Below are 22,123 nucleotides of genomic sequence, written 5' to 3' on the forward strand. Positions count from 1 at the left end.
GCTAATAAGTAAACGTTTACTCTAATAACGTAAACGTTTACTTTTTTGCCCAGGCGCCGGTCGAAACGGCTGGTGAAGTGATACACGAACACGCTTGGGAGAGAGCGATGACACTACGAGTCACCGTGTGGGGCGAAAACGTCCACGAGCAAACCAACGAGGTGGTAGCACGCATTTACCCAACCGGCATGCACCAGTGCATCGCCGATGGGTTGAATGAGTCAGAGGCGCTGTCCGCCACCGCCGTCACGCTGCAAGACCCAGAGCAAGGTCTTAGCGAGGAGACGCTGGAGAATACCGACGTGCTTCTGTGGTGGGGCCATGCCGCCCACGGCGACGTGCTGGAAGAGACCGTTGATCGGGTGCAAAAACGCGTGCTGCAGGGCATGGGCTTGATCGTGCTGCACTCCGGCCACTACTCCAAAATCTTCAAACGGCTGATGGGGACTACCTGCTCGCTGAAATGGCGGGAAGCCGGCGAGCGTGAGCGCCTTTGGGTCGTGAATCCTGGGCACCCCATCGTGCAAGGTCTGGGGGATTATCTAGAGCTGCCCCATACCGAAATGTACGGCGAGCCCTTCGCGGTGCCGAATCCGGATGAGGTGATTTTCATCAGCGCCTTCGAGGGTGGCGAAGTATTCCGCTCCGGCCTGACCTACAAGCGTGGCAACGGCAAGATTTTCTACTTCCGCCCCGGCCATGAAACCTACCCGATCTACTACGACGAGCAGGTGAAACGGGTGCTCAAAAATGCCGTTGTCTGGGCACAGCCGGAAGGCTCCCGTTGGATCGATAGCTGCCCCAACGTGCCCGCCGACCAGGCGCCCAACCCGGTCGAGATCAAAGGTGAAAGCTTGCACAAACCCGGCGAGGAGGGCTTCAAATGATTCGTATCGCAATTATTGGCGCAGGCAGCATGGCGGGCGAACACGCCAAGCACTATGGCCGCATCGAAGGCGTTGAGGTCGTGGCGGTTTGCGATCGCGACTATCCCAAAGCCCAGGCGTTTGCCGAGCGCCACGGCATTGCCGATGTGTATCAAGACTTGGACGCCATGTTGGCCCGGGACGATATCCACGCGGTGAGCAACGTCACCCCGGATGGCGTGCACAAGGTCACGTCGCTGGCTGCCATTGCCGCAGGTAAACACATTCTGTGTGAAAAGCCCCTAGCCACCAACGCCGAGGATGCCCATGAGATGGCCGCCGCCGCCCAGGCCGCCAACGTCATCAACATGGTCAACTTGAGCTACCGGGACGCCCCTGCCATTCAGCACGCCCGCGCACTCGTCACCGGCGGCGCCATTGGCACCGTGCGCCATGTGGACGCCAGCTACCGCCAAAGCTGGCTGGTGAGCAACGCCTGGGGCCGCTGGGATCAGGAGAGCCAATGGCTATGGCGGCTCTCGGAAGCCCACGGCAGCAAAGGCGTACTGGGGGATGTGGGTGTACACATCGTCGATTTCGCCAGCTTCCCAGTGGGGGACATCACCCGCGTCAACTGCGAACTCACCTGCTTCGATAAAGCGCCGGATAACCGCATTGGCGACTACGTGCTGGACGCCAACGACACCGCGCTGATGCGCGTACGCTTTGCCAACGGTGCCATGGGTACTATCCAAGCGACCCGCTGGGCCACTGGCCACCACAACTCGTTAACGCTGAGCGTTCACGGTGATAAAGGCGCCATCCGCGTGGATCTGGATGCCTCCAAAGACGAGGTACAGGTGTGCCTGAACGACGATGTGCATCCTGCCCGCTGGAGCACCGTTAAAGCGCCGCCCACGCCCAGCATTTATCAGCGCTTCATCGAGAGCATTCGCACGGGGGAGAACGACCAGCCCGATTTTGCTCGCGGTGCGGCCATTCAAACCGTGCTGGACGCCTGCTTCGTTTCTAGTCAGGAAGATCGCAGCATGGCGATTGCCAGCTAACGAGCACGTTGCAACACGCATCTTTAAACGTACGACACCCAATAACAAAATGAGGACGCGACGATGCGCCAACCACTGAAAACACCGCTGCTACTGCTGACCCTGCTGCCCACGGCGCTGCCTGCCATGGCCGCCGAAATTACCGTTGCCTGCGGCGACGGTGGGGCGGCGGATTTCTGCCCCGAGCTCTCCCAGCGCTGGGCCGAGGCCAACGGCCACCAGGTCAATATCGTCACCACGCCTGCATCGGCCACCGAAAAATTGTCGCTCTACCAACAGTTGTTGGGCAGCCAATCCCAGGATGTCGACGTGCTGATGGTGGATATCGTCTGGCCGGGCCTGCTGGCCGAGCACTTGGTAGATTTGCACGATTACCTGCCGGAAGGCGCAGCAGAAGGCTTTATTCCCTCGCTGATGGAGAACAACACCGTGCAGGGCAAGCTGGTCGCGCTGCCCTGGTTTACCGATGCCGGGCTGCTCTACTACCGCCACGACCTGCTTGAGCAGTACGGCGCTGACGTGCCGCAGACCTGGCAAGCGCTCACCGACACTGCTCGACGCATTCAAAACGCCGAACGGGAAGCGGGCAACGAGCGCATGCATGGTTTCGTCTTTCAAGGGCGCGCTTACGAAGGGCTGACCACCAACGCGCTGGAGTGGGTGGCGAGCTACGGCGGCGGTACGTTCGTGGATGCCGAGGGGCAGGTCACGGTGAACAATCCCCAGGCGGTGGAAGCGCTGGCGTTAGCGGCTTCTTGGGTGGGGGATATCAGTCCAGAAGGTGTGCGTAACTACATGGAAGAGCAGGCTCGCGGCGTTTTCCAGGCGGGCAACGCGGTGTTCATGCGTAACTGGCCCTACGTGTGGTCGCTGGGCCAAGCGGACGGCACGCCGATTCAGAACAAATTCAGCGTGGCGCCGCTGCCCAGCGGGCCAGAGGGCGAGTCCGTCGCGACGCTGGGCGGCTGGAATTGGGCGGTGTCCCGCTATTCGGATGAGCCGCAGGCCGCCGCTGACCTGGTGGCTTATCTCACCGCTGAAGCGCAGCAAAAAGCCCATGCCATCGAGTTTGGCCGCAACCCCACGCGCCCAGCGCTGTACGAAGACGACGAGGTACTGGCCGCGCATCCGTTCATTGGCGAACTGTATGAAACGGTGATGAACGGTGTACCGCGTCCGGCCAGCGTCACCGGCGATGCCTACCCGCGAGTCTCCAACGCGATCTTCAACCGCGTGCACGATGCGCTGTCCGGCAGCGTCACGCCGGAGCAAGCGGTGCAGCAGTTGGATAGCGAGCTGGCGCGACTGGGACGGCGTGGCTGGTAGCGCTAGCGGCGTTAGCGTCCGTGCATTCAGCGCTTTTCGGCCCCGCTTTTTGTACAATCAGGGCCCGACTGGCTGAGGCATGGCATGAAACAGAACAAACCGAGCGCACAAACCGCCACCATTCGTGAAATTGCCCGGCGTGCCGAGGTCTCGATTGCCTCGGTAAGCCGGGCGCTGAACGGCAAGCCGGGGATCAGCGACGCGCTGCGCGACAAAATCCTCACCATCAGCCGTGAAGTGGCCTATCAGCCCAGCGCAGCGGCCCGGCAGCTCATCAGCGGCAAAGCCGCTGTCGTAGGAATCTCCCTTGGGCGGCAGGATATCGAGCTGCGCCCCTACTATATTCTGCTCTATCAACACCTGACCGTCGCGCTGCACCAGCAGGGCATGGTGCCGATCTTTTTCCACCACGACCAAACCCATGAGCTGCCCGAACGGGCGGGCGCGGCGATTTTGTTAGGGGAAACCGGGGAGGACGAGCGCCCAAGCGTACTGCGTGCGGCAGGCATACCGTTCGTGCGCATTGGCAATGCGGGGGAGGGCTTTTCGGTGGCCCCGGACGATGTCTCCGGGCTCTACCAGATCACTCAGCATCTGATCGAACAAGGGCGAACGCGGATTGCCTTCGTGGGCGGGGAGTTAGACGTGCCGCGCCCCCACAGCCGCCTTTCCGGCTATCAACAAGCGATGGCCGAGGCGGGGCTGAGCGAGCAGCTGCTGAACCTGCCTCATCGGTTTACCTCCGACTCCCTGACCAGCTACCGCCATCTCAATCGCTTTCTCAATCAGGAAGGCGCTGAGCAGCTACCGTTCGATGCGCTGGTCTGCGCCACCGACGAGCTGGCACTCGGCTGTGTCGCCGCGCTGGAAGATCGCGATATTCGTGTGCCCGAAGACGTGGCCGTTACCGGCTTTGACGACCTGCCTACACTAGCCACCGGATTAACGACGGTGCGCCAGGATATTGCAGCCATTGCGGCGATGAGTGTCGAGCTATTGAGCGAAGCGCTGGCGGGAAAAGCGCCCCGGCACGTGTCGCTGCCGGTGGCGCTGGTGTTACGAGAAACCTCTTAACGCCCTGGCAGCTGCTCCGGGCCGAAGGCATCGGGCAGCAGGCTGTCCATGGTGTAGGTTTTTAGCACTTCACCCTGCTTGGAGAGCACCATGATTTGCGTGCTGGGGGTAGCGAACTCGCGAATGCGCTGGCGGCAGTCGCCGCAGGGCGTGCAGAGATGCTCGCCAGGGCCCATGACGTATACCTTGGCAAGCTCACGCTGGCCGGCGGTAATCATGGCAGAGATGGCCGAGGCTTCGGCGCATAGCCCTTTGTAGTGGGCCACTTCCACGTTACTACCGGCAAACTGCTGACCATCCGGGCACTCCATGACGGCAGCGACCGGGTGGTTGGAGTAGGGCGCGTAGGCGTTGCCCAAGGTGGTCAACAGCGTGTCTACCAGGGCCTGATCCGCACGGCTCATGACGTTATCCTCTCAGTGGGCGCTTGTTCCCAAGCGGTTAAGCGTTGGCAGCGTCGTCGCGCAGAACGGTGTCGAGCGCAATCACCATCATGTCATTGAAGGTGGTTTGACGGTCGGCGCTGGAGAGCGAGTCGCCTTTCAGAATGTGGTCAGACACGGTGCAGATGGTCAGTGCGCGGGCACCGAACTCGGCAGCTACGCCGTACAGGCCAGCGGCTTCCATCTCGACGCCGACAATGCCGTAGCGCTTCATCAGCTCGGCCATGTCGGTTTGCGGGTTGTAGAATAGGTCCGCTGAGAAGATGTTGCCGACTTTGACCGGCACGTTCTGCGCTTTGGCGGCCGCAACGGCGTGGCTGGTCAGCTCGAAATCGGCGATGGCAGCAAAGTCGTGGTCGTTGAAGCGCATGCGGTTCACTTTGGAGTCGGTGCAGGCGCCCATGCCAATTACCACGTCGCGCACGTTGACATCGTCGCGTACCGCGCCGCAGGAGCCGACGCGAATGATCGACTTGACGCCGTAATCGGTAATCAGCTCTTTGGCGTAAATGGAGACGGAAGGAATACCCATACCGTGGCCCATTACGGAAATCTCGCGGCCTTTATAAGTGCCGGTGTAGCCGAACATATTGCGCACATCGTTCACTTGGCGCACGTTCTCCAGGTACGTATCCGCGATGTACTTGGCGCGCAGCGGGTCGCCGGGCATCAGTACGGTATCGGCGAAATCGCCCTTCTCGGCATTGATATGTGGGGTAGCCATGGAACACTCCTCTCTAAAAAATGTTTGGCCTGAATAACCCAATCAGTGGCATTCAGGCCGTGCACATAAGCGTGCTAATGGGGTTGTCGGCTTTTATGCCGCGTTCGGTAAAAAGCTCTCGCCATCGGCCATGGCATCGACGGCGAAGAACGCCGCGAGGGTTTGGCCAATGTCGGCGAAGGTGCCGCGCTCGCCCAGCGGGCCGGGGGTGAAGCCTGCGCCGCGTACCATGATTGGCACGTATTCGCGGGTGTGCTCGGTTCCTTCCCAACTGGGGTCGCAGCCGTGGTCGGCGGTGAGCAGCAGCAGGTCGTCGTCGTTAAGGGCGGCGAGCAGCTCCGGCAGGCGGGCATCGAAGTGCTCCAGCGCAGCGGCGTAGCCCGGCACGTCCCGGCGGTGCCCATAGACCGAATCGAAATCGACGAAGTTGGTCATGATCATGGTCGGGCGGTCGCTAGTTTCGTTGGCGGTTCGCGCCACTTCTGCCAGGGTGGCCTCCATCAACGCGTCGTGGCCGCTGGCTTTGACCTTGTGGGTAATGCCGCAGTGGGCGTAGATGTCGGCGATCTTGCCAATCGACACCACTTCACCGCCGGCTTCAGCCAGCTTTTGCAGCACGGTGGGGGTCGGCGGCTCGATGCTGTAGTCGCGGCGATTGCCGGTGCGGGCAAAGCTTTCGCGGTCGTCGCCGATAAACGGGCGGGCGATCACACGGCCAATGTTGTAGGGCTCCAGCAGTTCGCGAACGGTTTCGCACAGCTTGTAGAGGCGCTCTAGGCCAAAGTGCTCTTCGTGGGCGGCAATCTGGAACACGGAGTCCGCCGAGGTGTACACGATAGGTTTGCCGGTGGCGATATGCTTTTCGCCCAGGCGGGCAATGATTTCGGTGCCCGAGGCGTGGCAGTTGCCGATTACGCCGGGCAGGTCTGCCTGCTCGACGATGCTGTCCAACAGCGCTTGGGGAAAACTATCGGTTTTGTCGCTGAAGTAACCCCAGTCGAAGCGCACCGGCACACCGGCAATTTCCCAGTGGCCGGAAGGGGTGTCTTTCCCGCTGGAGATCTCTTTGGCGTGGGCGTAAGCGCCGTTCAACTGCTCGGGCAGGCTGACGCCTTCCGCCACGCTACCGGTGGCATCCCGGTGGGCGTGGAACAGGCCGAGCGCGGCCATATTGGGGAGCTTCAACGGGCCGGAACGCTCGGCGGTATCCGCTTCGCCACGGGCGCAAGCAGCGGCGATGTGGCCTAGAGTGTCGGCACCCTGGTCGCCAAAGGTCGCGGCGTCTGGCGCGCTACCGATTCCAAAAGAGTCGAGTACTAAGACAACGGCACGGCGCATTAGGCTTCTCCTCGGAAGGTCTCTTGCAGCAGGGTGTCGGCGGTGGCCTCGGCGTCACCGAGGGTGACCGCCGCGCGTAGCTGGGCGGCGGCACGAGCGGCGGCCTCTTCGGTGCGGGCGTGGACGATAGCCAGCGGGCGCTGGCTATCCACGCGGTCGCCGATTTCGACGATATCGCTAAAGCCGACGCTGTGATCGACGCTGGCGTCGTTACGCAGGCGACCGCCGCCCAGTTCCACCACGCTCATGCCCACGGCGCGGGTATCGAAGCGCTGGACGATGCCGCTCTGCTCGGGGTACACCGCTTGAATCACCGGGGCGGTGGCCAGGTAGCTGTCCGAGCGCTCCATAAAGTCGGCAGGGCCGCCCAGTTCGCGCACCATGCGAGCGAAGACCTCCGCCGCCGCGCCAGAGGTGAGCGCTTTATCCAGCTTGGTGAGGGCTTCTTCGCGGTTGGCCACCAGTTTGCCCGCAATCAGCATCTCAACGGCGAGTTCGCGGGTGACCTGCATCACACGGCTGTTGGCGCGCTCGCCGCGCAGCAGCGCCAAGGTTTCGACGATCTCTACCGCGTTACCGGCACAGGGGGCCAGCGGCTGGCTCATATCGGTGAGCAGCGCGGTGGTGGGCGTGCCCGCTTGGGTCGCGACGTTGGCGATACTTTTCGCCAGCTCGCGGGATTTTTCCGGGGTGGGCATGAACGCGCCGCTGCCGACCTTAACGTCCATGACCAGGGCGTCCAGGCCAGAGGCCAGCTTTTTACCCAGGATGGAAGCGGTAATCAGCGGAATGGATTCCACGGTGGCGGTGACATCACGCACGCCGTAGATGCGTTTATCCGCCGGGGCGAGGTTGCCGGTTTGGCCGATGATCGCCACACCGGTGGATTTTACGACATCGCTGAAGCGCTCGGGCGCGGGGTAGGGGTCGTAACCGGGGATTGATTCCAGCTTATCCAGCGTGCCGCCGGTGTGGCCCAGGCCACGCCCAGAAATCATCGGTACGAACGCGCCGCAGGCGGCGACCCACGGGCCGAGCACCAGCGATACCAGGTCACCCACGCCGCCGGTGGAGTGTTTGTCCACAATCGGGCCGGGCAGGTTGAGCGAATCCCACTGCATCACGTGGCCGGAGTCCCGGGTGGCGGTGGTCAGCGCCACGACTTCTTCCCGGCTCATGCCGTTTAAAAACACCGACATGGTGAAGGCGCCAATCTGCGCGTCGCTGATGCGGTCGTCGGCGATGCCCTGTACGAAGGCTTTGATCTCTTCAGCGGGCAGCGGCTGGCCGTCGCGCTTCAGGCGAATCAGTTCTTGGGGGAGCAGGGCGTGGTGAGAAGCGTTAGACGGCATTTAGTAGCCTCCATTCGTCACGGCATCAGCATTGCCGTTTAGCGTGTTCAATAAGTTATTCAGCAGGCTGGATGCACCGAACCGGAAGTGCTCGGGCGTGACCCACTGCGGGCCCATGATATCAGCGGCCAGCGCGAGGTACTCGGCGGCGTCTTCGGCGCTGCGTACGCCACCTGCGGCTTTGAAGCCAACGTCTTTGCCGCTGGCTTTAATCGCCTTGAGCATGATCTCGGCGGCTTCCAGGGTAGCGTTCACCGGCACTTTGCCAGTGGAGGTCTTGATGAAGTCCGCGCCACCTTCAATGGCCAGCTCGCTAGCGCGTTGGATAAGCGCAGGCGCTTTGAGTTCGCCAGATTCAATAATCACTTTTAGCTGCGCTTGTCCGCCGCAGGCGGCTTTACACATTTCTACCAGCTCGCGGCCGGTCTCTTCGTCGCCTGCCATTAGCGCGCGGTAGGGGAACACTACGTCGACTTCGTGGGCGCCAGACGCCACGGCTTCGCGGGTTTCACGGGCAGCACCCATGATGTCGTCGCCGCCGTGGGGGAAGTTAGTCACGGTGGCAATCTTGACTTGGCCGTCCAACTTGTGGGCACTCAGGGCGCGGGCGGCGGTGACGATGAACTGCGGATAAACGCAAACCGCCGCCGGGTTGCCGAACGGCGTCTTCACCTGCTGGCACAGCGCTTCAATCACGCTGTCAGTGTCGCTGTCGTTCAGACTGGTCAAATCCATCAGCGTCAACGCTTGGCGAGCGGCTTGGGTGAGTTGGGCTTGAGTGAGCTGGGGGGAGGCAGTCGCGTTCATGAAATTCTCGCAAATCAATAAAAGACAAAACGGGCACTGCGAAAACATAGCAGCGCCCGTTGCATGGTGTCGTACTCGCTGCGTTACGCCGTGACGTTGCTCAGCGCAATGAAGAAGCCGGCGATGGAAGCAGACATCAAGTTAGAGAGCGTACCGGCCAAGACGGCTTTCACACCGAAGCGGGCAATCTCCTTGCGACGCGTGGGGGCAATGCTACCCAGGCCGCCCAGCAGAATCGCAATGGACGACAGGTTGGCAAAGCCACACAGGGCAAAGGAGAGAATCGCCATGGTGTGCGGGGTCATCATCTGACCCGTTGCCGCCACCACCTGTTCCCCATCGATATAGGGGGCCAGGTTGATGTAGGCCACGAACTCGTTGACCACCAGCTTCTGGCCGATGAACGAACCCGCCAGGGTCGCCTCTTCCCAGGGCACGCCCAGCAGGAAGGCCAGCGGCGCAAACAGCCAGCCGAGAATCAGCTCAAGGCTCAGCGATTCAAAGCCGAACCAGCCGCCAACGCCACCTAAAATGCCGTTGATCAGCGCGATCAGGCCAATGAACGCCAGCAGCATCGCACCGACGTTGGCTGCCAGCATTAGGCCAGACGTTGCACCGGAGGCCGCTGCATCCAGCACGTTGGTGGGTTTGTCGTCCTGCTCTTTCAGCTCTTCATCGACCTTGGAAACGCTGTCGCTGTCTTCAGCGTCTTGGGTTTCCGGCATGATCAGCTTGGCGAACAGCAGGCCACCCGGCGCCGCCATGAAAGAGGCCGCGACCAAGTACTCCATCGGAATACCCAGCGCCGCGTAGCCCGCCAAAACGGAACCGGCTACCGATGCCAAGCCGCCACACATCACCGCAAATAGCTGCGAAGGCGTCATGCGGGCAATGAACGGACGCACCACCAGCGGTGCTTCGGTTTGGCCGACGAAGATGTTCGCAGTCGCGGAGAGCGATTCGGTACGTGAGGTGCCCAGTGCTTTTTGCAGCGCGCCGCCCAGAATCCGAATGACCCACTGCATGATGCCCAGGTAGTAGAGCACGGCAATCAGCGACGAGAAGAAGATGATGACCGGCAGTACCTTGATGGCAAACACAAAACCGACGTTTTCCACATCGGCCAAGCCGCCAAACAGGAAGCCGATACCGTCGTTGGCGTACACCAGTACCTGGCTAACGCCCGCCGAGATGGCCTGAAGCACCGCCTGGCCGAACGGCACGTACAGCACGAACGCGCCAATACCGGCCTGGATGGCGAAGGCACCCAGCACGGTGCGCAGCCGAATCGACTTGCGGTCGTAAGAGAAGATCAGGGCGATGGCCACCAGGGTGACCATACCAACCAAGCTCATGATGAGGGTCATGGGAGTACCTTCGGATCGTGAGGAGTGTGAGCGATTACAGTAAGTTCAACTTCACTGAGTAGATCATCGCGTTTTGATAAGCGTCCGGGGTGCCCAGTTTATTCTCTGAGTAGCGGTACTGCACGCCCGTGGTGATCAGATCGGACGGGTGCCACCATAGGCTCAGCGCACCGTTGGTACCGACGCTGCCTGCTTTGTCGCCCACGTAGTTCTGAGTCAGGTACTCGTCGTCGCGGCCGAAGGTCTGCTCGTGCCAGTTGGTCACGCTGAAGTTTTGGTTCAGGGCGGTAAAGTCGTAGCCCGCGACCCAGCCAGCCATGAAGCCGTTCATGCCGGTGTAGCTATTGCTCTGCACACGGGCTGCACCGATGAACGGTTTGAACCACAGGCCGTTGTCGAACGTGGTGCGATACCCCAAGCCGAGAATTTGGTCTTGCTCGCGAGACTCGTAGCCGTAGTCGCGGAAATCGTACAGGTGGGCGTAAATCGACAGCGGGCTGTCGCCCAAGTAGATGTGAGAGGTCACTTTACCCGCAGTACGGAAGTTGTCTTTACCGCCGCTGGCTTGGTCGAACTGGTCGTTGGTCGGGTTCTCGAAATCGAAGAAGCCGTAGAATTCGCCCCAGCTAAAGCCGACGCCGCCTTCGATTTCAACGAACGTAAAGTCGCTTTTCGCCGCGTTGCTGGCGGTGCGTGCTTCGGTGCCGTTCGACCAGTCCAGGTAGTTGACTGAAACGTTGGCAAACGACCACAGACGGTCGAGGGTTTGCGGCTCGGCATCGTCGGCAAACGCAGGGGTTGCTACGGCAGCACTGGCCAGTAAAACGCCAGCGCCAAGCGTGACGAACGAAGAAGAACGAGAGTGGGATAGAGCAGTCATGGAAGCCTCAACAGGTTTGTATCTCGGGGCCAGAGGGGCTGGCGTTCCGACGTTATGGGTCGTGTGGGCTGGCGTTGATGTTAAAATTATAACATTGAGTGTTATTTTTTTAACGTTGATTTGCAAGTATTGTCACATCAACGCTATTTAAATGTGATAAGCGCATCATATGCGGGTGATAAACGTGCGTAGCAGTGGAAATCAGCGAGGGGCTAGCTCAGCATAGAGCGCCTGGTAGGGCTTAGTGCTGATAACAAAATGAATCATAAGGAGATGCCAGACATGAACGATCGGAGCGCACAGCGCATGGCGATGTTGCAAGAAGCGTTGGCTAGCGGGGGAACGCTGCATCTTCGCGATGCTGCCGAGCTGTGCGGCGTCTCCGAAATGACCATTCGTCGGGACCTTTCAACGCAGCCGTCGGCCATTAGTCTACTGGGTGGGCGGCTGGTGATGGCCAGCTACCCGGGCGTGACGCCGGTGTACGATCTGACCGAACAGCAGGCGAGTCACTACCAAGTGAAGCAGCGGCTTTGCCAGCGTGCAGCCAGCTTTATCGAAGAGGGCGACACGCTGTTCATCGACTGCGGCTCCACACTGATTCCGCTGCTGGGCCAGCTCAGCCGCTTCCGCGAATTAACCGTAGTGACGTATGCGCTCAACGTGGCCAACGCCGTGGCCGGGTTGCCCAACGTGCGCTTGGTGCTGCTGGGCGGACTGTTCTATGCCTCCTCCCAATCGTTTGGTAGCGACGGCATGGGCGCTGCTATCGAGCGTTTGGGCATCAATAAAGCACTGATCTCTGCCGCAGGCGTGGATTGCGAACGAGGCGTAAGCTGCTTTCATTTTCATGAAGTCGGGCCCAAACAAGCGGCCATTGCCACGGCGATGCAGCGGCTGTTGGTGGTCGATGCCAGCAAATTTGGCGTGGTGCGCCCGGCCTATTTTGCCTCGCTGGAGGATTTCGATATCGTCGTCACCGACGATGAGCGAGCCCCTGGCCTGCTGGAGCGCCATCCACTGCCCACCTTGAGCGTCACGCTCGCCTAAACAGAGAGGATGCTGCTTGGCACCCAACGGGTGCGCAGGGTGCGGCATAACGTCTCTTTCTGATTGACCCAGATCAATAGAAAATACTTTAGTCTTAGTTGATGCACGCAAGGTGCACGGCCAAGGCTCGCCACCAACCCCATAAGGTGGCGCATATTTTTCCCGGAGCAACGCAGTTGCGCTCACTGTTCTGGGAAAAGTATGGGGTGATAGTTAGCTTGCTACTTAGTTGGCTACACGTCCGCCAAGCAGCAGGCTGTTTTAGACAACTCTCTGATGAGATCACACCATGCAACTACCTACCCACTGGCGCAGGCGAGGCACTTTTGTGCTCGTCGTATTGTGCTTGCTGTTAACGGGCTGCAGTTCTGCATTGCTGGATCCCAAGGGGCAGATTGGCGTCGAGCAACGCTCGCTGATTTTGACCTCCTTTGGGCTGATGCTGATCGTGGTCATTCCGGTCATCGTGATGACGCTGCTGTTTGGCTGGCGCTACCGGCGCAGTAACCGCGTCGCCAAGTATCTGCCGGACTGGGCGCACTCCAACGCCATCGAAGCGGCCGTTTGGACCGTGCCCTGCTTGATCATTGCCGTACTCGCCTTTCTCACCTTTAAAACCTCCCACAGCCTGGACCCCCACAAACCGCTGGAAAGCGACGTGGAACCCATGGAGATCCAAGCCGTCGCGCTGGATTGGAAGTGGCTGTTCATCTACCCGGAACAGGGCATTGCTAGCGTCAATGAACTGGCCTTCCCGGTAGATACCCCCGTGCGCTTCCGAGTGAGTTCTGGCTCGGTAATGAACGCCTTCTTCATTCCACGCTTAGGCAGCCAGATCTACGCCATGGCGGGCATGGATAACGACGTTCACCTGATTGCCGACGAAGAGGGCGTCTACCCCGGCCGTTCCACCAACTACAGCGGTGCTGGCTTCTCTGGGATGACCTTCGATGCCCACGTCACCTCTCCGGCGGAATTCGACGCCTGGGTGGAAAACGTGCGTGCCGCCGACGACACCCTGACCTTCCCGGATGGTTACGAAGCCTTGGCGCAGCCGACGGAGTATCACCCGGTGGAGTACTTCTCGGCGGTCACGCCCGAGCTGTATGAGTCGATCGTCAGCAGCTTCCACAGTGGTGACGGCAGTGGGCACGGCGGTCATGCAAACCACGGTGACGCCATCAGTGATGCCCACGATAGCCACGGCGAATCCAGCGAGCTAGAGAGCGCCAACGGGTCGCAACAGCAGGCCGCGATCGGCCACGTTACCAATCAGCATGCAGGTGATGACCACGCCTTGGGCGGCCATCCCACAAGCGTTGAAGCGGGGGGTTAAGCATGTTTGGAAAACTCACGTTAGAAGCAATTCCGTATCACGAACCGATCATTATGGTCGTTGCCGCCTTCATGGCGATTGGGGGTGCCGCGCTACTGGGCGCACTGACGTACTACCGTAAATGGGGCTGGCTGTGGAACGAGTGGTTTACCTCCGTTGACCACAAAAAGCTCGGCATCATGTACTTCGTGGTGGCCTTGGTCATGCTGCTTCGCGGCTTTGCCGATGCGATTATGATGCGTACCCAATTAGCCATGGCGGCCGGTGGGGCCGCAGGTTATCTCCCTCCTGAACACTACGATCAGATCTTTACCGCCCACGGCGTGATCATGATCTTTTTCGTTGCGATGCCCATGGTCATCGGCCTGATGAACCTGGTGGTGCCCCTGCAAATCGGCGCACGCGACGTTGCTTTCCCGTTTTTGAATAACCTGAGTTTCTGGCTGTTCGCCGTCTCGGCGATTTTGGTCAATATTTCCCTCGTGGTAGGGGAGTTCGCCAAAACCGGCTGGCTCGCTTACGCGCCTTTATCGGGGATAGAGTTTAGCCCTGGGGTGGGGGTCGATTACTGGATATGGGCACTGCAAATATCCGGGATAGGCACCACGCTCACCGGCATTAATTTCTTCGTTACCATTCTGAAAATGCGCACCCAAGGCATGACCCTGTTCCGCATGCCGATTTTTACCTGGACGTCGCTGTGCGCTAACGTCCTGATCATTGCCTCGTTCCCGATTCTGACCGCGACCATCGCGCTGCTAACGCTTGACCGCTACTTCGGTATGCACTTCTTCACCAATGACTTTGGCGGCAACATGATGATGTACGTCAACCTCATTTGGGCCTGGGGTCACCCGGAAGTGTACATTCTGATTCTGCCGGCCTTTGGCGTGTTCTCTGAAGTCATCGCCACCTTCGCGCGCAAGCGTCTGTTTGGTTACAAAACCATGGTCTGGGCCACGGTGGCCATCACGCTGCTGTCGTTTATCGTGTGGCTGCACCACTTCTTCACCATGGGTGCTGGCGCCAACGTGAACGCCTTCTTCGGCATCATGACGATGATCATTGCCATCCCCACCGGGGTGAAGGTGTTCAACTGGCTGTTTACCATTTTCCGCGGCAGCCTTGAGCTGACCTCGCCGGTGCTGTGGACCCTTGGCTTCATCATCACCTTTACCCTAGGCGGTATGACTGGCGTGATGCTGGCGCTCCCGGCGGCTAACTTCGTGCTGCACAACAGCCTGTTCGTGATTGCCCACTTCCACAACGTGATTATTGGCGGCGTGGTATTCGGCATGATGGCGGGCCTGACCTACTGGTTCCCCAAAGCGTTCGGCTTCACGCTGAGCGAGAAGTGGGGCAAGCGCTCGTTCTGGTGCTGGTTCATCGGCTTCTACGTCGCGTTCATGCCGCTCTACGTGTTGAGCTTCTTCGGTGCCGTGCGCCGTATGCAGTCCTACGCGAATCCTGAGTGGCAACCCTGGATGATTCTGGCTTGGGTAGGTGCCGTGATCATCATGATGGGGATTGCCTGCACCATCATTCAGTTCTGGGTCAGCATCCGCGACCGCAAGCTGAATGCCGACCTGACCGGCGACCCCTGGGATGGCCGCACGCTGGAGTGGTCGACCTCGTCGCCTGCGCCGTTCTACAACTTCGCGCGCCTGCCGGAAGTCGGTGATATCGACAGCTTCTGGTCGCAAAAGCAGCGGGGTAACGAGCAGTTGGACGAAGCGCCCTACACCGATATTCACATGCCGCGTAACACCGTGGCGGGGCCGGTCATCAGCTTCTTCGCGCTGATTCTAGGCTTTGCGCTGGTGTGGCATATCTGGTGGCTGGCCGCCGTCGGCGCGCTGGGTGCGGTGGTAAGTTTCCTAGCACGTGTATTCAACGAAGATATCGACTACTACGTGCCCGCCGCTGAAGTGGCGCGCATCGAGCGCGAGCACGAAAAGCGCAAAACCTCTGCGCCGAGTAGCGCAGCGTCTGATCGTGAACAGACCAACTATGTGGAGGCACGAGCGTAATGGCCACCGATACCCTACATCATGGCGCCGCAGCCGAGCCCCATGAGCACCACGACGCGACCGGCACGAAAGTGTTTGGCTTCTGGGTCTACTTGATGAGTGACCTGGTGATCTTCGGGTCACTGTTCGCTACCTACGCCGTGCTGATGAAAGGCACGGCTGCCGGCCCCACGGCGGCGGATATCTTCGAGCTGCCCTTCGTGCTGGTGGAAACCTTCCTGCTGCTGTTCAGTAGCTTCACCTTTGGTATGGGCGTGCTGGCGATGAACGCCGAGCGCGTCGGCCAAGTAAAAGCGTGGCTGGCGATCACCTTCCTGCTGGGTGCCGCGTTCGTCGGCATGGAAGTGTACGAGTTTCAGCATCTGATTCATCAGGGCTACGGCCCTGATCAGAGCGCGTTTCTTTCGTCGTTCTTTACCCTGGTCGGCACCCACGGCCTTCACGTCACCGTGGGTTTGGTGTGGATTCTGGTCATGCTGGTGCAGCTTTCGACCAAGGGCATCACCCCGATGACGCGTCCACGGATTCTGTGCCTCAGCCTGTTTTGGCACTTCCTGGACATCGTGTGGATCTGCGTGTTCTCGTTCGTTTATCTGATGGGAGTGCTGTGACATGAGCCATTCATCATCTTCAACGTCATCCCACGGCAGCGTTAAATCGTATGTGACGGGGCTTCTGCTATCTTTAGTGCTAACCGTGATTCCGTTCGCGGTCGTTATGAGCGGTGCGTTAAGCACCGCCACGACGGTGGTGGTCATCGCTATAACAGCCGTGCTGCAGATTTTGGTTCAGCTGGTCATGTTTATGCATATGAATACCAAGGCCGACGAAGGCTGGAACGTCATGTCCTTCGTTTTCACACTGACGATACTCGTCCTGGTGGTAGGGGGCTCGTTATGGATCATGCAGCATCTGCATCTCAACATGATGATCGGCTGAACGTGGCACCGAGCCGCTGGCGCGACGTGCTGGCGCTCACCAAGCCGGGGATCATCGGTGGCAATCTGATTGCGACCTTGGGCGGCTACTTCCTAGCCGCCCACGGTACCTTCGATTGGGTCACCTTTGCCTCGGTGATGATGGGTATTGCCCTGGTCATCGCCTCGGGCTGCGCCTGCAACAACGTGATTGATCGGGATATCGATGCACTGATGGCGCGTACGCGCCATCGCCCGCTGGCCAAGGGCCGCATCTCGATCACCCAGGCGCTGGGGATTTCAGCGCTGTTGGGGGTGGCCGGCGTGGTCTGTTTGGCGCTGGGTACCAACGGCTTAACGGTGGCGCTGGCAGTAATCGGCTGGGGCGTGTATGTGGGGGTGTATAGCCTCTATATGAAGCGCCACTCCGAGTACGGCACGCTGGTGGGCAGCCTTTCCGGCGCGATGCCGCCGGTAGTGGGCTACTGCGCGGTCACGGGGCAGTTCGACAGCGGCGCGTTCATGCTGCTGGTGATTTTTTGTCTGTGGCAGATGCCGCACTCCTACGCTATCGCGATTTTCCGCTATGCGGATTACCGTCGCGCCTCCATCCCGGTGCTGCCGGTGGTGCACGGCATTAAGCGGGCCAAGCACCATATTCTGGGCTATATCGTGGCGTTTATTCCCGCGTCACTGGCGCTGGTACTGGCCAGCCAAGCAGGCGCAGGCTACCTGTGTGTGGCGCTGACCATGGGTGGTTACTGGCTTTATCTGGCGCTATGCGGCTACCGGTTAGATGACGACGTGCGCTGGGCGAAGAAGGTGTTCGGCGTCTCGATTCTGACCATTACCGCCATGAGCTTAGTGATGGTATTGGAAGCCATGGTGCCCATGTGGGCGTAATACATCCTAACGATTCAACCTGACGCAAAACTTAAAACGCCCCGAACAGTTCACTGTTCGGGGCGTTTTTTTAGCGCGTATGGTACGCGGCAAGTGGCTAGCTTTCCCGCTGGCTGGCCTGAATCGCGGTGAGAGCGATGGTGTAGACGATGTCATCCACCAGCGCGCCACGGGAGAGGTCGTTCACCGGCTTGTTCAGACCTTGCAGCATCGGGCCAACGCTCACCACGCGGGCGCTGCGCTGCACCGCTTTGTAGGTGGTGTTGCCGGTGTTGAGGTCGGGAAACACGAACACGGTGGCCTTGCCCGCCACGGGGGAGTCGGGGGCTTTCTGCTTGCCTACGCTTTCGATGGCGGCGGCGTCGTACTGCAGCGGGCCGTCGATGGCCAGATGCGGCGCGCGCTCTTTAGCGATGCGAGTAGCTTCGCGCACTTTGTCCACATCCGCGCCGGTGCCGGAGTCACCGGTGGAGTAGCTGATCATCGCCACGCGCGGCTCTATACCAAACGCCTCGGCAGAGCGGGCGCTCTGTAGGGCGATCTCTGCCAGGGTTTCGGCGTCCGGGTCTGGGTTTACCGCGCAGTCGCCGTACACCACCACCTGTTCCGGCAGCAGCATAAAGAAGATCGACGACACCTGATTGTACTCAGGGGCCGTTTTGATCAGCTGAAACGCCGGGCGAACGGTGTTGGCAGTAGTGTGAACCGCGCCAGACACCAGGCCATCCACTTCATCGAGCTGCAGCATCATAGTGCCCAGCACCACGTTATCCTGAAGCTGCGCTTCGGCGGTCAGTTCGTTGAGCTTGCCGCGACGGCGCTCGACCATCGGGTCAATGTAGCTGGCGCGGGTGCTTTCCGGGTCGATGATGGTCAGCGCATCGGGCAGCGTGAGGCCACGGTGATGGGCGACGCTTTCGATATCTTCGCGTTTGCCCAACAGCACGCAGTCGGCAATGCCACGACGCTGGCAGATGATTGCCGCCTCGATGGTGCGCGGCTCGTCGCCTTCCGGCAGCACGATGCGCTTTTTGGCCTGCTGAGCGAGCTTCACCAACTGGTGGCGGAACGCTGAGGGCGAAAGGCGGCGGGTGTAGCCACGGCTCAGCTTGGCTTTCAGCCACTCCAAATCCATGTGGGCAGCCACGTAGCGGGCCACCTGCTCGGCGCGCTCGAAGTCATCCATGGGGATTTCAGTACTGAGCTGGCTCAGGTTTTGCGCCGTGGTCAGGCTGTCGGTTTCTACCGCCAGCACCGGCAGGCCGGTTTTCAGCGCCGGGCGACACATCTCGATCATGCCCTCGTTGGGCAAGAAGCCGTTGGTGAGCAGCACGCCCGCCAGCTGGGTGCCGTTCATGGTCGCCAGCGCGGAGGCCAGCACCACATCGTCACGGTCGCCGGAGGCCACGACCAAGCTGCCCGGCGTGAAGATATGCAGCGCGTTGGCCGCACTTCGAGCGCACAGGCTGGTAGAGAGCACGCGGCGGCTGGCGGCTTCGCCCTCGTTGAGCACCTTGGCATTCAGCGCCCGGGCCACGTCCAGCGTGCGCGGGGCACTCAGAGTTTTGCTGTAAGGCACTACGCCAATCAGGTGGAAGCGGTCAGTAGCCAGCGCCGGGGAGTAGCGGCGCAGCTCGTTGAGTACCGGCTCTTCCAGCTGCGGTTTGATGGTGCCCGGCGCGGCAGAAAGGTCATCTTCCTGGCCGTAGGGCAGGTTCTTCATGCGCATCAAGATGCCGCCCAAGGTGCGGCTAGAGCTAACGCCGCCAAAGCTGCGGGCGTGCATATCCAGCTCTTCGGCCAGCGCCTGGGGTTCGTTGAGATCCCCGGTGCCCACCAAAATGATGCGGGCGTTCAGCGCATGGGCCAGCTGCGCATTGGTTTGGGTGGCGTAGGTGGTGTGCTGAGTGGGGACCACGCCTTCCACCACAATAAGATCCAGCTCGCTGCCGTCTCGATAGGCCTGCTGTGTGACCTGCTCGTAAAGCTCGATGACGTTTTCCATCAGCTCGTCGGTTTGGTCATCGCGCAGCAGGCGCTCTAAACGCGCCTGGGAAATGGGCGAGGGCGGGCGTTGGTTCAGCGTGCGTGAGACCAGCGCCGTGGAGCGGTCAAGGCCGGGGCCGTTTAGCTCGTTCTGCATAAACGGCTTTAAAAAGCCGGCTTTCAGGCCGATGGTGTCGAGCGCTTGAATCAACCCAAGACAAGCGGACGTTAGCCCGGCACCGACGTTGGTGGGTACCAGGAGAATGGCTTGCGGTTGCTCGGGGGAGCTGTTCATTCAGGGGTCTCCACGCAGTGGCGGGTTTCCATGGCAATGCGGCCCTCTTCATCGGTGGGGATCACCCACACTTCTGGGCCTTGATGGCCAGCGCTATCCAGCTTGCCCTCTTTGCCGCGAATGGTGGCTTCGTTGGCCGCTTCATCTAAGCTGAAACCAAAGTGGGGCAGCAGGGCCAGCACTTCACGACGCACGATGGGTGAGTTTTCGCCAATACCGCCGGTGAAGATCACGCCATCGAGCGTAGGCAGTGCACAGGAGAGCGCGGCCAGCGACTTGGCGATGCGGTAGCAGAACACGTCTAACGCCAACTTGGCGCCAGGGTGCCCGGCCATGGCTTGGTCTTCTACTTCGCGCATATCGTTGGTCAGGCCGGAAAGCCCCAGCAGGCCGCTCTGCTTGTTCAGTACGTTATCGATTTCATCTAGCGACCAACCTAACTGGCGGTGCAGATGCGCATGCAGGCCGGGGTCCACGTCGCCGCTGCGGGTGCCCATTACCAAGCCTTCCAGCGGGGTTAAACCCATGCTGGTATCCAGGCTCTGGTTGTTCCACACCGCCGCGGTAGAGCAGCCGTTGCCCAGGTGGGCCGTCAGCCAGCCGCCCGCGCCACGGCTACTCAGCTCGCCAGCGCGCTGGCTCACAAAGGCGTGGCTGGTACCGTGGAAACCGTAGCGGCGAATGCCATGCTCGGTGTAAAGCGCTTCCGGCAGCGCGTAACGGTAGGCGCGGGGTGGCAGCGTTTGGTGGAAGGCGGTATCGAACACGGCCACTTGGGGCAGTTCTGGAAACACCTTGCGAGTTGCAGCAATGCCCGCCAGGTTAGCGGGGTTATGCAGCGGTGCTAAAGCTGCCGTGGTTTCGATGGCCTCGATGACGCTGTCATCAATGAGGGCAGCCTGGGTGAAGTGCTCGCCGCCGTGAACGATACGGTGGCCCACGGCACCCGGCACGCGGCCTTCCAAACGCTCCAGAATGGCGTTGAGGGCTTCGGCATGGTCAGCATTCGGCAGCGGCTGGGTAAAGCTTTCACCGGCGCTGTTTTTACCTTTCAAGCGGGCGTCGCTGCTGCCTAAGCGCTCCGCTAGCCCGGCTAAGCGTGGTGCCTGCGGGTCAGCATCGATCAAAGCGTATTTAATAGAAGAAGAGCCACAGTTAATAACCAGCACCGGTGCGTTCATAACAACCTTTGTAACGTAGTTAGGAGGTAAGGGGATAGACTTTAGTTTAACATGCTGCGACGCGGAAAATCAGCGAAGAATTTAGTTAGCCTTCTATGTAAAATGTCGGCATCCTGTTCCTTATATAACCCATCGTGAGCCCTTTTGTTCCTATGTCCTCGATTTCTAGCCCCAACCTATTACCCCGTCATCTTGCCATTCTGCTGATGATGACGGTGGCGACGATGTTCGCTGCGAACCACGTCTCAGCTCGGTTGGCGTTTGATAACGGCACGGGGCTGCTTTTAGCGGTGTTGATGCGCTCAGGCGTGGCTTGCTTGATTCTGCTTTCCTTGGTCATCCTTCAGAAAAAGCGCCTTTGGCTGCCTCCGGGAGCGTGGCGCTGGCAGCTCGCGGTGGGACTTCTTATTACCCTGCAAAGTGTCAGCTTATATTCCGCTGTGGCGCGCTTGCCGGTGGTGATTGCGCTGCTGCTAGTGAATACCTTTCCTATTCAACTGGCGCTCATTAGCTGGGCGCTGGGCGGGCCTCGGCCATCGCTTCGTAGCTGCCTGATTATGGGCACTATTCTGATTGGCCTGTTGGTGGTGCTGGATATCCCCAGTTGGGTGGCCAACGCCGATGCAATGGGGCCGGAGTGGCTGGCAGGCATTGGCTTTGGGTTATTTGCCGCGTTCGCGTTTGCCTGTGCGCTGTGGGTGACCGAGCATCGTTTGGCCGGGGTAGGCAGTACGCTGCGCAGCCTGCTCACCATGCAAACCGTGTTTATCGCCATGATCATTGGTGGGTTTTTAGGGGCCGTGCCGGGCGGCATGAGCTTGCCGGACAATAGCACCGGCTGGGTAGGGCTAACGCTGCTGGCGCTGCTCTATGGCAGCGGGTTCTCGATTCTGTTTATTTTCGTGCCTCGGTTGGATATGGCCCGCAACGCGCCGGTGATGAATTTCGAGCCGGTGGCGTCGCTGCTGATCGCCTATCTGGTGCTTGGGCAAATGCTCAGCCCTAGCCAGCTCGTGGGCGGCGCGGTGGTGGTCGGGGGCATCGTCGTACTGAGCCTGTCGAAAGGGCGCTAGAAAACGTCATGAACAGCGCAAGAAAAAAGGAAACTCGATGCAAGCGTGAGCGGGTGAATTGCGTTCTTCAGGGGGCTGGGCCACACTTCGAAGTGTAAGGAAACACTG

General features: G+C 60.2%; 20 protein-coding genes. 11 read left to right on the forward strand and 9 right to left on the reverse strand.

Going from position 1 to position 22,123, the window contains the following annotated elements; all coding sequences use genetic code 11:
• The first annotated feature begins 107 nt into the window (after nt 1-107).
• The 4 genes from CTT34_RS04570 (at nt 108) to CTT34_RS04585 (ending at nt 4,333) form a co-directional block, all read left to right on the forward strand.
• Nucleotides 108-887, forward strand: a complete 780-nt coding sequence (locus tag CTT34_RS04570) for a ThuA domain-containing protein (RefSeq protein WP_159341385.1) — start codon at nt 108-110, stop codon at nt 885-887.
• Nucleotides 884-1,933: a Gfo/Idh/MocA family protein gene (locus CTT34_RS04575; RefSeq protein WP_159341386.1), complete on the forward strand. Its 1,050-nt coding sequence runs from the start codon at nt 884-886 to the stop codon at nt 1,931-1,933. Before CTT34_RS04570 ends, CTT34_RS04575 begins: the two co-directional genes overlap by 4 nt.
• Nucleotides 1,934-1,996: 63 nt before the next feature.
• Nucleotides 1,997-3,259, forward strand: coding sequence for an ABC transporter substrate-binding protein (locus tag CTT34_RS04580; RefSeq protein WP_159341387.1), 1,263 nt, complete (start codon nt 1,997-1,999; stop codon nt 3,257-3,259).
• An 84-nt stretch (nt 3,260-3,343) separates the two neighbouring features.
• Nucleotides 3,344-4,333 (forward strand): LacI family DNA-binding transcriptional regulator, encoded by a 990-nt coding sequence (locus CTT34_RS04585; protein ID WP_159341388.1) that lies wholly within the window; start codon nt 3,344-3,346, stop codon nt 4,331-4,333.
• Here CTT34_RS04585 and cdd read toward each other — a convergent pair.
• The 7 genes from cdd to CTT34_RS04620 all read right to left on the reverse strand — a co-directional run bounded on the left by cdd (nt 4,330) and on the right by CTT34_RS04620 (nt 11,244).
• A complete protein-coding gene (cdd, locus tag CTT34_RS04590) occupies nt 4,330-4,737 on the reverse strand; it encodes a cytidine deaminase (RefSeq protein WP_159341389.1) in 408 nt (135 codons plus the stop codon). The two genes, CTT34_RS04585 and cdd, sit on opposite strands and share 4 nt — an antisense overlap.
• A gap of 37 nt (nt 4,738-4,774) precedes the next feature.
• Nucleotides 4,775-5,500 (reverse strand): purine-nucleoside phosphorylase, encoded by a 726-nt coding sequence (deoD, locus tag CTT34_RS04595; protein ID WP_159341390.1) that lies wholly within the window; start codon nt 5,498-5,500, stop codon nt 4,775-4,777.
• 93 nt (nt 5,501-5,593) lie between these two features.
• A complete protein-coding gene (locus tag CTT34_RS04600) occupies nt 5,594-6,838 on the reverse strand; it encodes a phosphopentomutase (RefSeq protein ID WP_159341391.1) in 1,245 nt (414 codons plus the stop codon).
• Nucleotides 6,838-8,190 carry a thymidine phosphorylase gene (gene deoA / locus CTT34_RS04605; RefSeq protein WP_159341392.1) on the reverse strand — a complete coding sequence of 451 codons (1,353 nt, stop codon included), beginning with the start codon at nt 8,188-8,190 and terminating at the stop codon, nt 6,838-6,840. Before deoA ends, CTT34_RS04600 begins: the two co-directional genes overlap by 1 nt.
• Nucleotides 8,191-8,997 (reverse strand): deoxyribose-phosphate aldolase, encoded by an 807-nt coding sequence (gene deoC / locus CTT34_RS04610; RefSeq protein WP_159341393.1) that lies wholly within the window; start codon nt 8,995-8,997, stop codon nt 8,191-8,193. It lies immediately after the preceding gene.
• Nucleotides 8,998-9,080: 83 nt separating this feature from the next.
• Complete coding sequence (locus tag CTT34_RS04615) at nt 9,081-10,364, reverse strand: NupC/NupG family nucleoside CNT transporter (protein ID WP_159341394.1); 1,284 nt, start codon at nt 10,362-10,364, stop codon at nt 9,081-9,083.
• Between the two features lie 34 nt (nt 10,365-10,398).
• Nucleotides 10,399-11,244 (reverse strand): outer membrane protein OmpK, encoded by an 846-nt coding sequence (locus CTT34_RS04620; RefSeq protein WP_159341395.1) that lies wholly within the window; start codon nt 11,242-11,244, stop codon nt 10,399-10,401.
• A 282-nt stretch (nt 11,245-11,526) separates the two neighbouring features.
• Between CTT34_RS04620 and CTT34_RS04625 the strand changes: the two genes are divergently transcribed.
• The 6 genes from CTT34_RS04625 (at nt 11,527) to cyoE (ending at nt 17,480) form a co-directional block, all read left to right on the forward strand.
• Nucleotides 11,527-12,294 (forward strand): DeoR/GlpR family DNA-binding transcription regulator, encoded by a 768-nt coding sequence (locus CTT34_RS04625; protein WP_159341396.1) that lies wholly within the window; start codon nt 11,527-11,529, stop codon nt 12,292-12,294.
• Between the two features lie 289 nt (nt 12,295-12,583).
• Nucleotides 12,584-13,630 (forward strand): ubiquinol oxidase subunit II, encoded by a 1,047-nt coding sequence (gene cyoA, locus CTT34_RS04630; protein ID WP_159341397.1) that lies wholly within the window; start codon nt 12,584-12,586, stop codon nt 13,628-13,630.
• Between the two features lie 2 nt (nt 13,631-13,632).
• A complete protein-coding gene (gene cyoB / locus CTT34_RS04635) occupies nt 13,633-15,660 on the forward strand; it encodes a cytochrome o ubiquinol oxidase subunit I (protein ID WP_159341398.1) in 2,028 nt (675 codons plus the stop codon).
• The gene (gene cyoC, locus CTT34_RS04640) at nt 15,660-16,271 is read left to right on the forward strand and encodes a cytochrome o ubiquinol oxidase subunit III (RefSeq protein ID WP_159341399.1); all 612 of its coding nucleotides are present in this window, start codon (nt 15,660-15,662) and stop codon (nt 16,269-16,271) included. Before cyoB ends, cyoC begins: the two co-directional genes overlap by 1 nt.
• 1 nt (nt 16,272) lies before the next feature.
• Complete coding sequence (gene cyoD / locus CTT34_RS04645) at nt 16,273-16,599, forward strand: cytochrome o ubiquinol oxidase subunit IV (RefSeq protein WP_044629017.1); 327 nt, start codon at nt 16,273-16,275, stop codon at nt 16,597-16,599.
• Nucleotides 16,557-17,480, forward strand: a complete 924-nt coding sequence (gene cyoE, locus CTT34_RS04650; protein WP_159341400.1) for a heme o synthase — start codon at nt 16,557-16,559, stop codon at nt 17,478-17,480. The genes cyoD and cyoE overlap by 43 nt, the downstream gene beginning before the upstream one ends.
• A 97-nt stretch (nt 17,481-17,577) precedes the next feature.
• Here cyoE and pta read toward each other — a convergent pair whose 3' ends face one another.
• Together pta and CTT34_RS04660 are read right to left on the reverse strand one after the other, a co-directional pair.
• Nucleotides 17,578-19,761 carry a phosphate acetyltransferase gene (gene pta / locus CTT34_RS04655; RefSeq protein ID WP_159341401.1) on the reverse strand — a complete coding sequence of 728 codons (2,184 nt, stop codon included), beginning with the start codon at nt 19,759-19,761 and terminating at the stop codon, nt 17,578-17,580.
• Entirely contained in the window at nt 19,758-20,942 is a 1,185-nt protein-coding gene (locus CTT34_RS04660; protein ID WP_159341402.1) for an acetate/propionate family kinase, read from the reverse strand. Before CTT34_RS04660 ends, pta begins: the two co-directional genes overlap by 4 nt.
• Nucleotides 20,943-21,094: 152 nt before the next feature.
• Between CTT34_RS04660 and CTT34_RS04665 the strand changes: the two genes are divergently transcribed.
• Nucleotides 21,095-22,015, forward strand: a complete 921-nt coding sequence (locus CTT34_RS04665; RefSeq protein WP_159341403.1) for an EamA family transporter — start codon at nt 21,095-21,097, stop codon at nt 22,013-22,015.
• The last annotated feature ends 108 nt before the right edge of the window (nt 22,016-22,123 follow it).

The organism is Halomonas meridiana (genome assembly GCF_009846525.1).
In the GTDB taxonomy this organism is placed as follows: Bacteria; Pseudomonadota; Gammaproteobacteria; order Pseudomonadales; family Halomonadaceae; genus Vreelandella.

Coding starts and splice junctions, on each gene's coding strand:
- CTT34_RS04570 (WP_159341385.1), top strand. CDS start 108: ATGACACTACGAGTCACCGTGTGGGGCGAAAACGTCCACGAGCAAACC.
- CTT34_RS04575 (WP_159341386.1), top strand. CDS start 884: ATGATTCGTATCGCAATTATTGGCGCAGGCAGCATGGCGGGCGAACAC.
- CTT34_RS04580 (WP_159341387.1), top strand. CDS start 1,997: ATGCGCCAACCACTGAAAACACCGCTGCTACTGCTGACCCTGCTGCCC.
- CTT34_RS04585 (WP_159341388.1), top strand. CDS start 3,344: ATGAAACAGAACAAACCGAGCGCACAAACCGCCACCATTCGTGAAATT.
- cdd (WP_159341389.1), bottom strand. CDS start 4,737: ATGAGCCGTGCGGATCAGGCCCTGGTAGACACGCTGTTGACCACCTTG.
- deoD (WP_159341390.1), bottom strand. CDS start 5,500: ATGGCTACCCCACATATCAATGCCGAGAAGGGCGATTTCGCCGATACC.
- CTT34_RS04600 (WP_159341391.1), bottom strand. CDS start 6,838: ATGCGCCGTGCCGTTGTCTTAGTACTCGACTCTTTTGGAATCGGTAGC.
- deoA (WP_159341392.1), bottom strand. CDS start 8,190: ATGCCGTCTAACGCTTCTCACCACGCCCTGCTCCCCCAAGAACTGATT.
- deoC (WP_159341393.1), bottom strand. CDS start 8,997: ATGAACGCGACTGCCTCCCCCCAGCTCACTCAAGCCCAACTCACCCAA.
- CTT34_RS04615 (WP_159341394.1), bottom strand. CDS start 10,364: ATGACCCTCATCATGAGCTTGGTTGGTATGGTCACCCTGGTGGCCATC.
- CTT34_RS04620 (WP_159341395.1), bottom strand. CDS start 11,244: ATGACTGCTCTATCCCACTCTCGTTCTTCTTCGTTCGTCACGCTTGGC.
- CTT34_RS04625 (WP_159341396.1), top strand. CDS start 11,527: ATGAACGATCGGAGCGCACAGCGCATGGCGATGTTGCAAGAAGCGTTG.
- cyoA (WP_159341397.1), top strand. CDS start 12,584: ATGCAACTACCTACCCACTGGCGCAGGCGAGGCACTTTTGTGCTCGTC.
- cyoB (WP_159341398.1), top strand. CDS start 13,633: ATGTTTGGAAAACTCACGTTAGAAGCAATTCCGTATCACGAACCGATC.
- cyoC (WP_159341399.1), top strand. CDS start 15,660: ATGGCCACCGATACCCTACATCATGGCGCCGCAGCCGAGCCCCATGAG.
- cyoD (WP_044629017.1), top strand. CDS start 16,273: ATGAGCCATTCATCATCTTCAACGTCATCCCACGGCAGCGTTAAATCG.
- cyoE (WP_159341400.1), top strand. CDS start 16,557: ATGGATCATGCAGCATCTGCATCTCAACATGATGATCGGCTGAACGTG.
- pta (WP_159341401.1), bottom strand. CDS start 19,761: ATGAACAGCTCCCCCGAGCAACCGCAAGCCATTCTCCTGGTACCCACC.
- CTT34_RS04660 (WP_159341402.1), bottom strand. CDS start 20,942: ATGAACGCACCGGTGCTGGTTATTAACTGTGGCTCTTCTTCTATTAAA.
- CTT34_RS04665 (WP_159341403.1), top strand. CDS start 21,095: ATGTCCTCGATTTCTAGCCCCAACCTATTACCCCGTCATCTTGCCATT.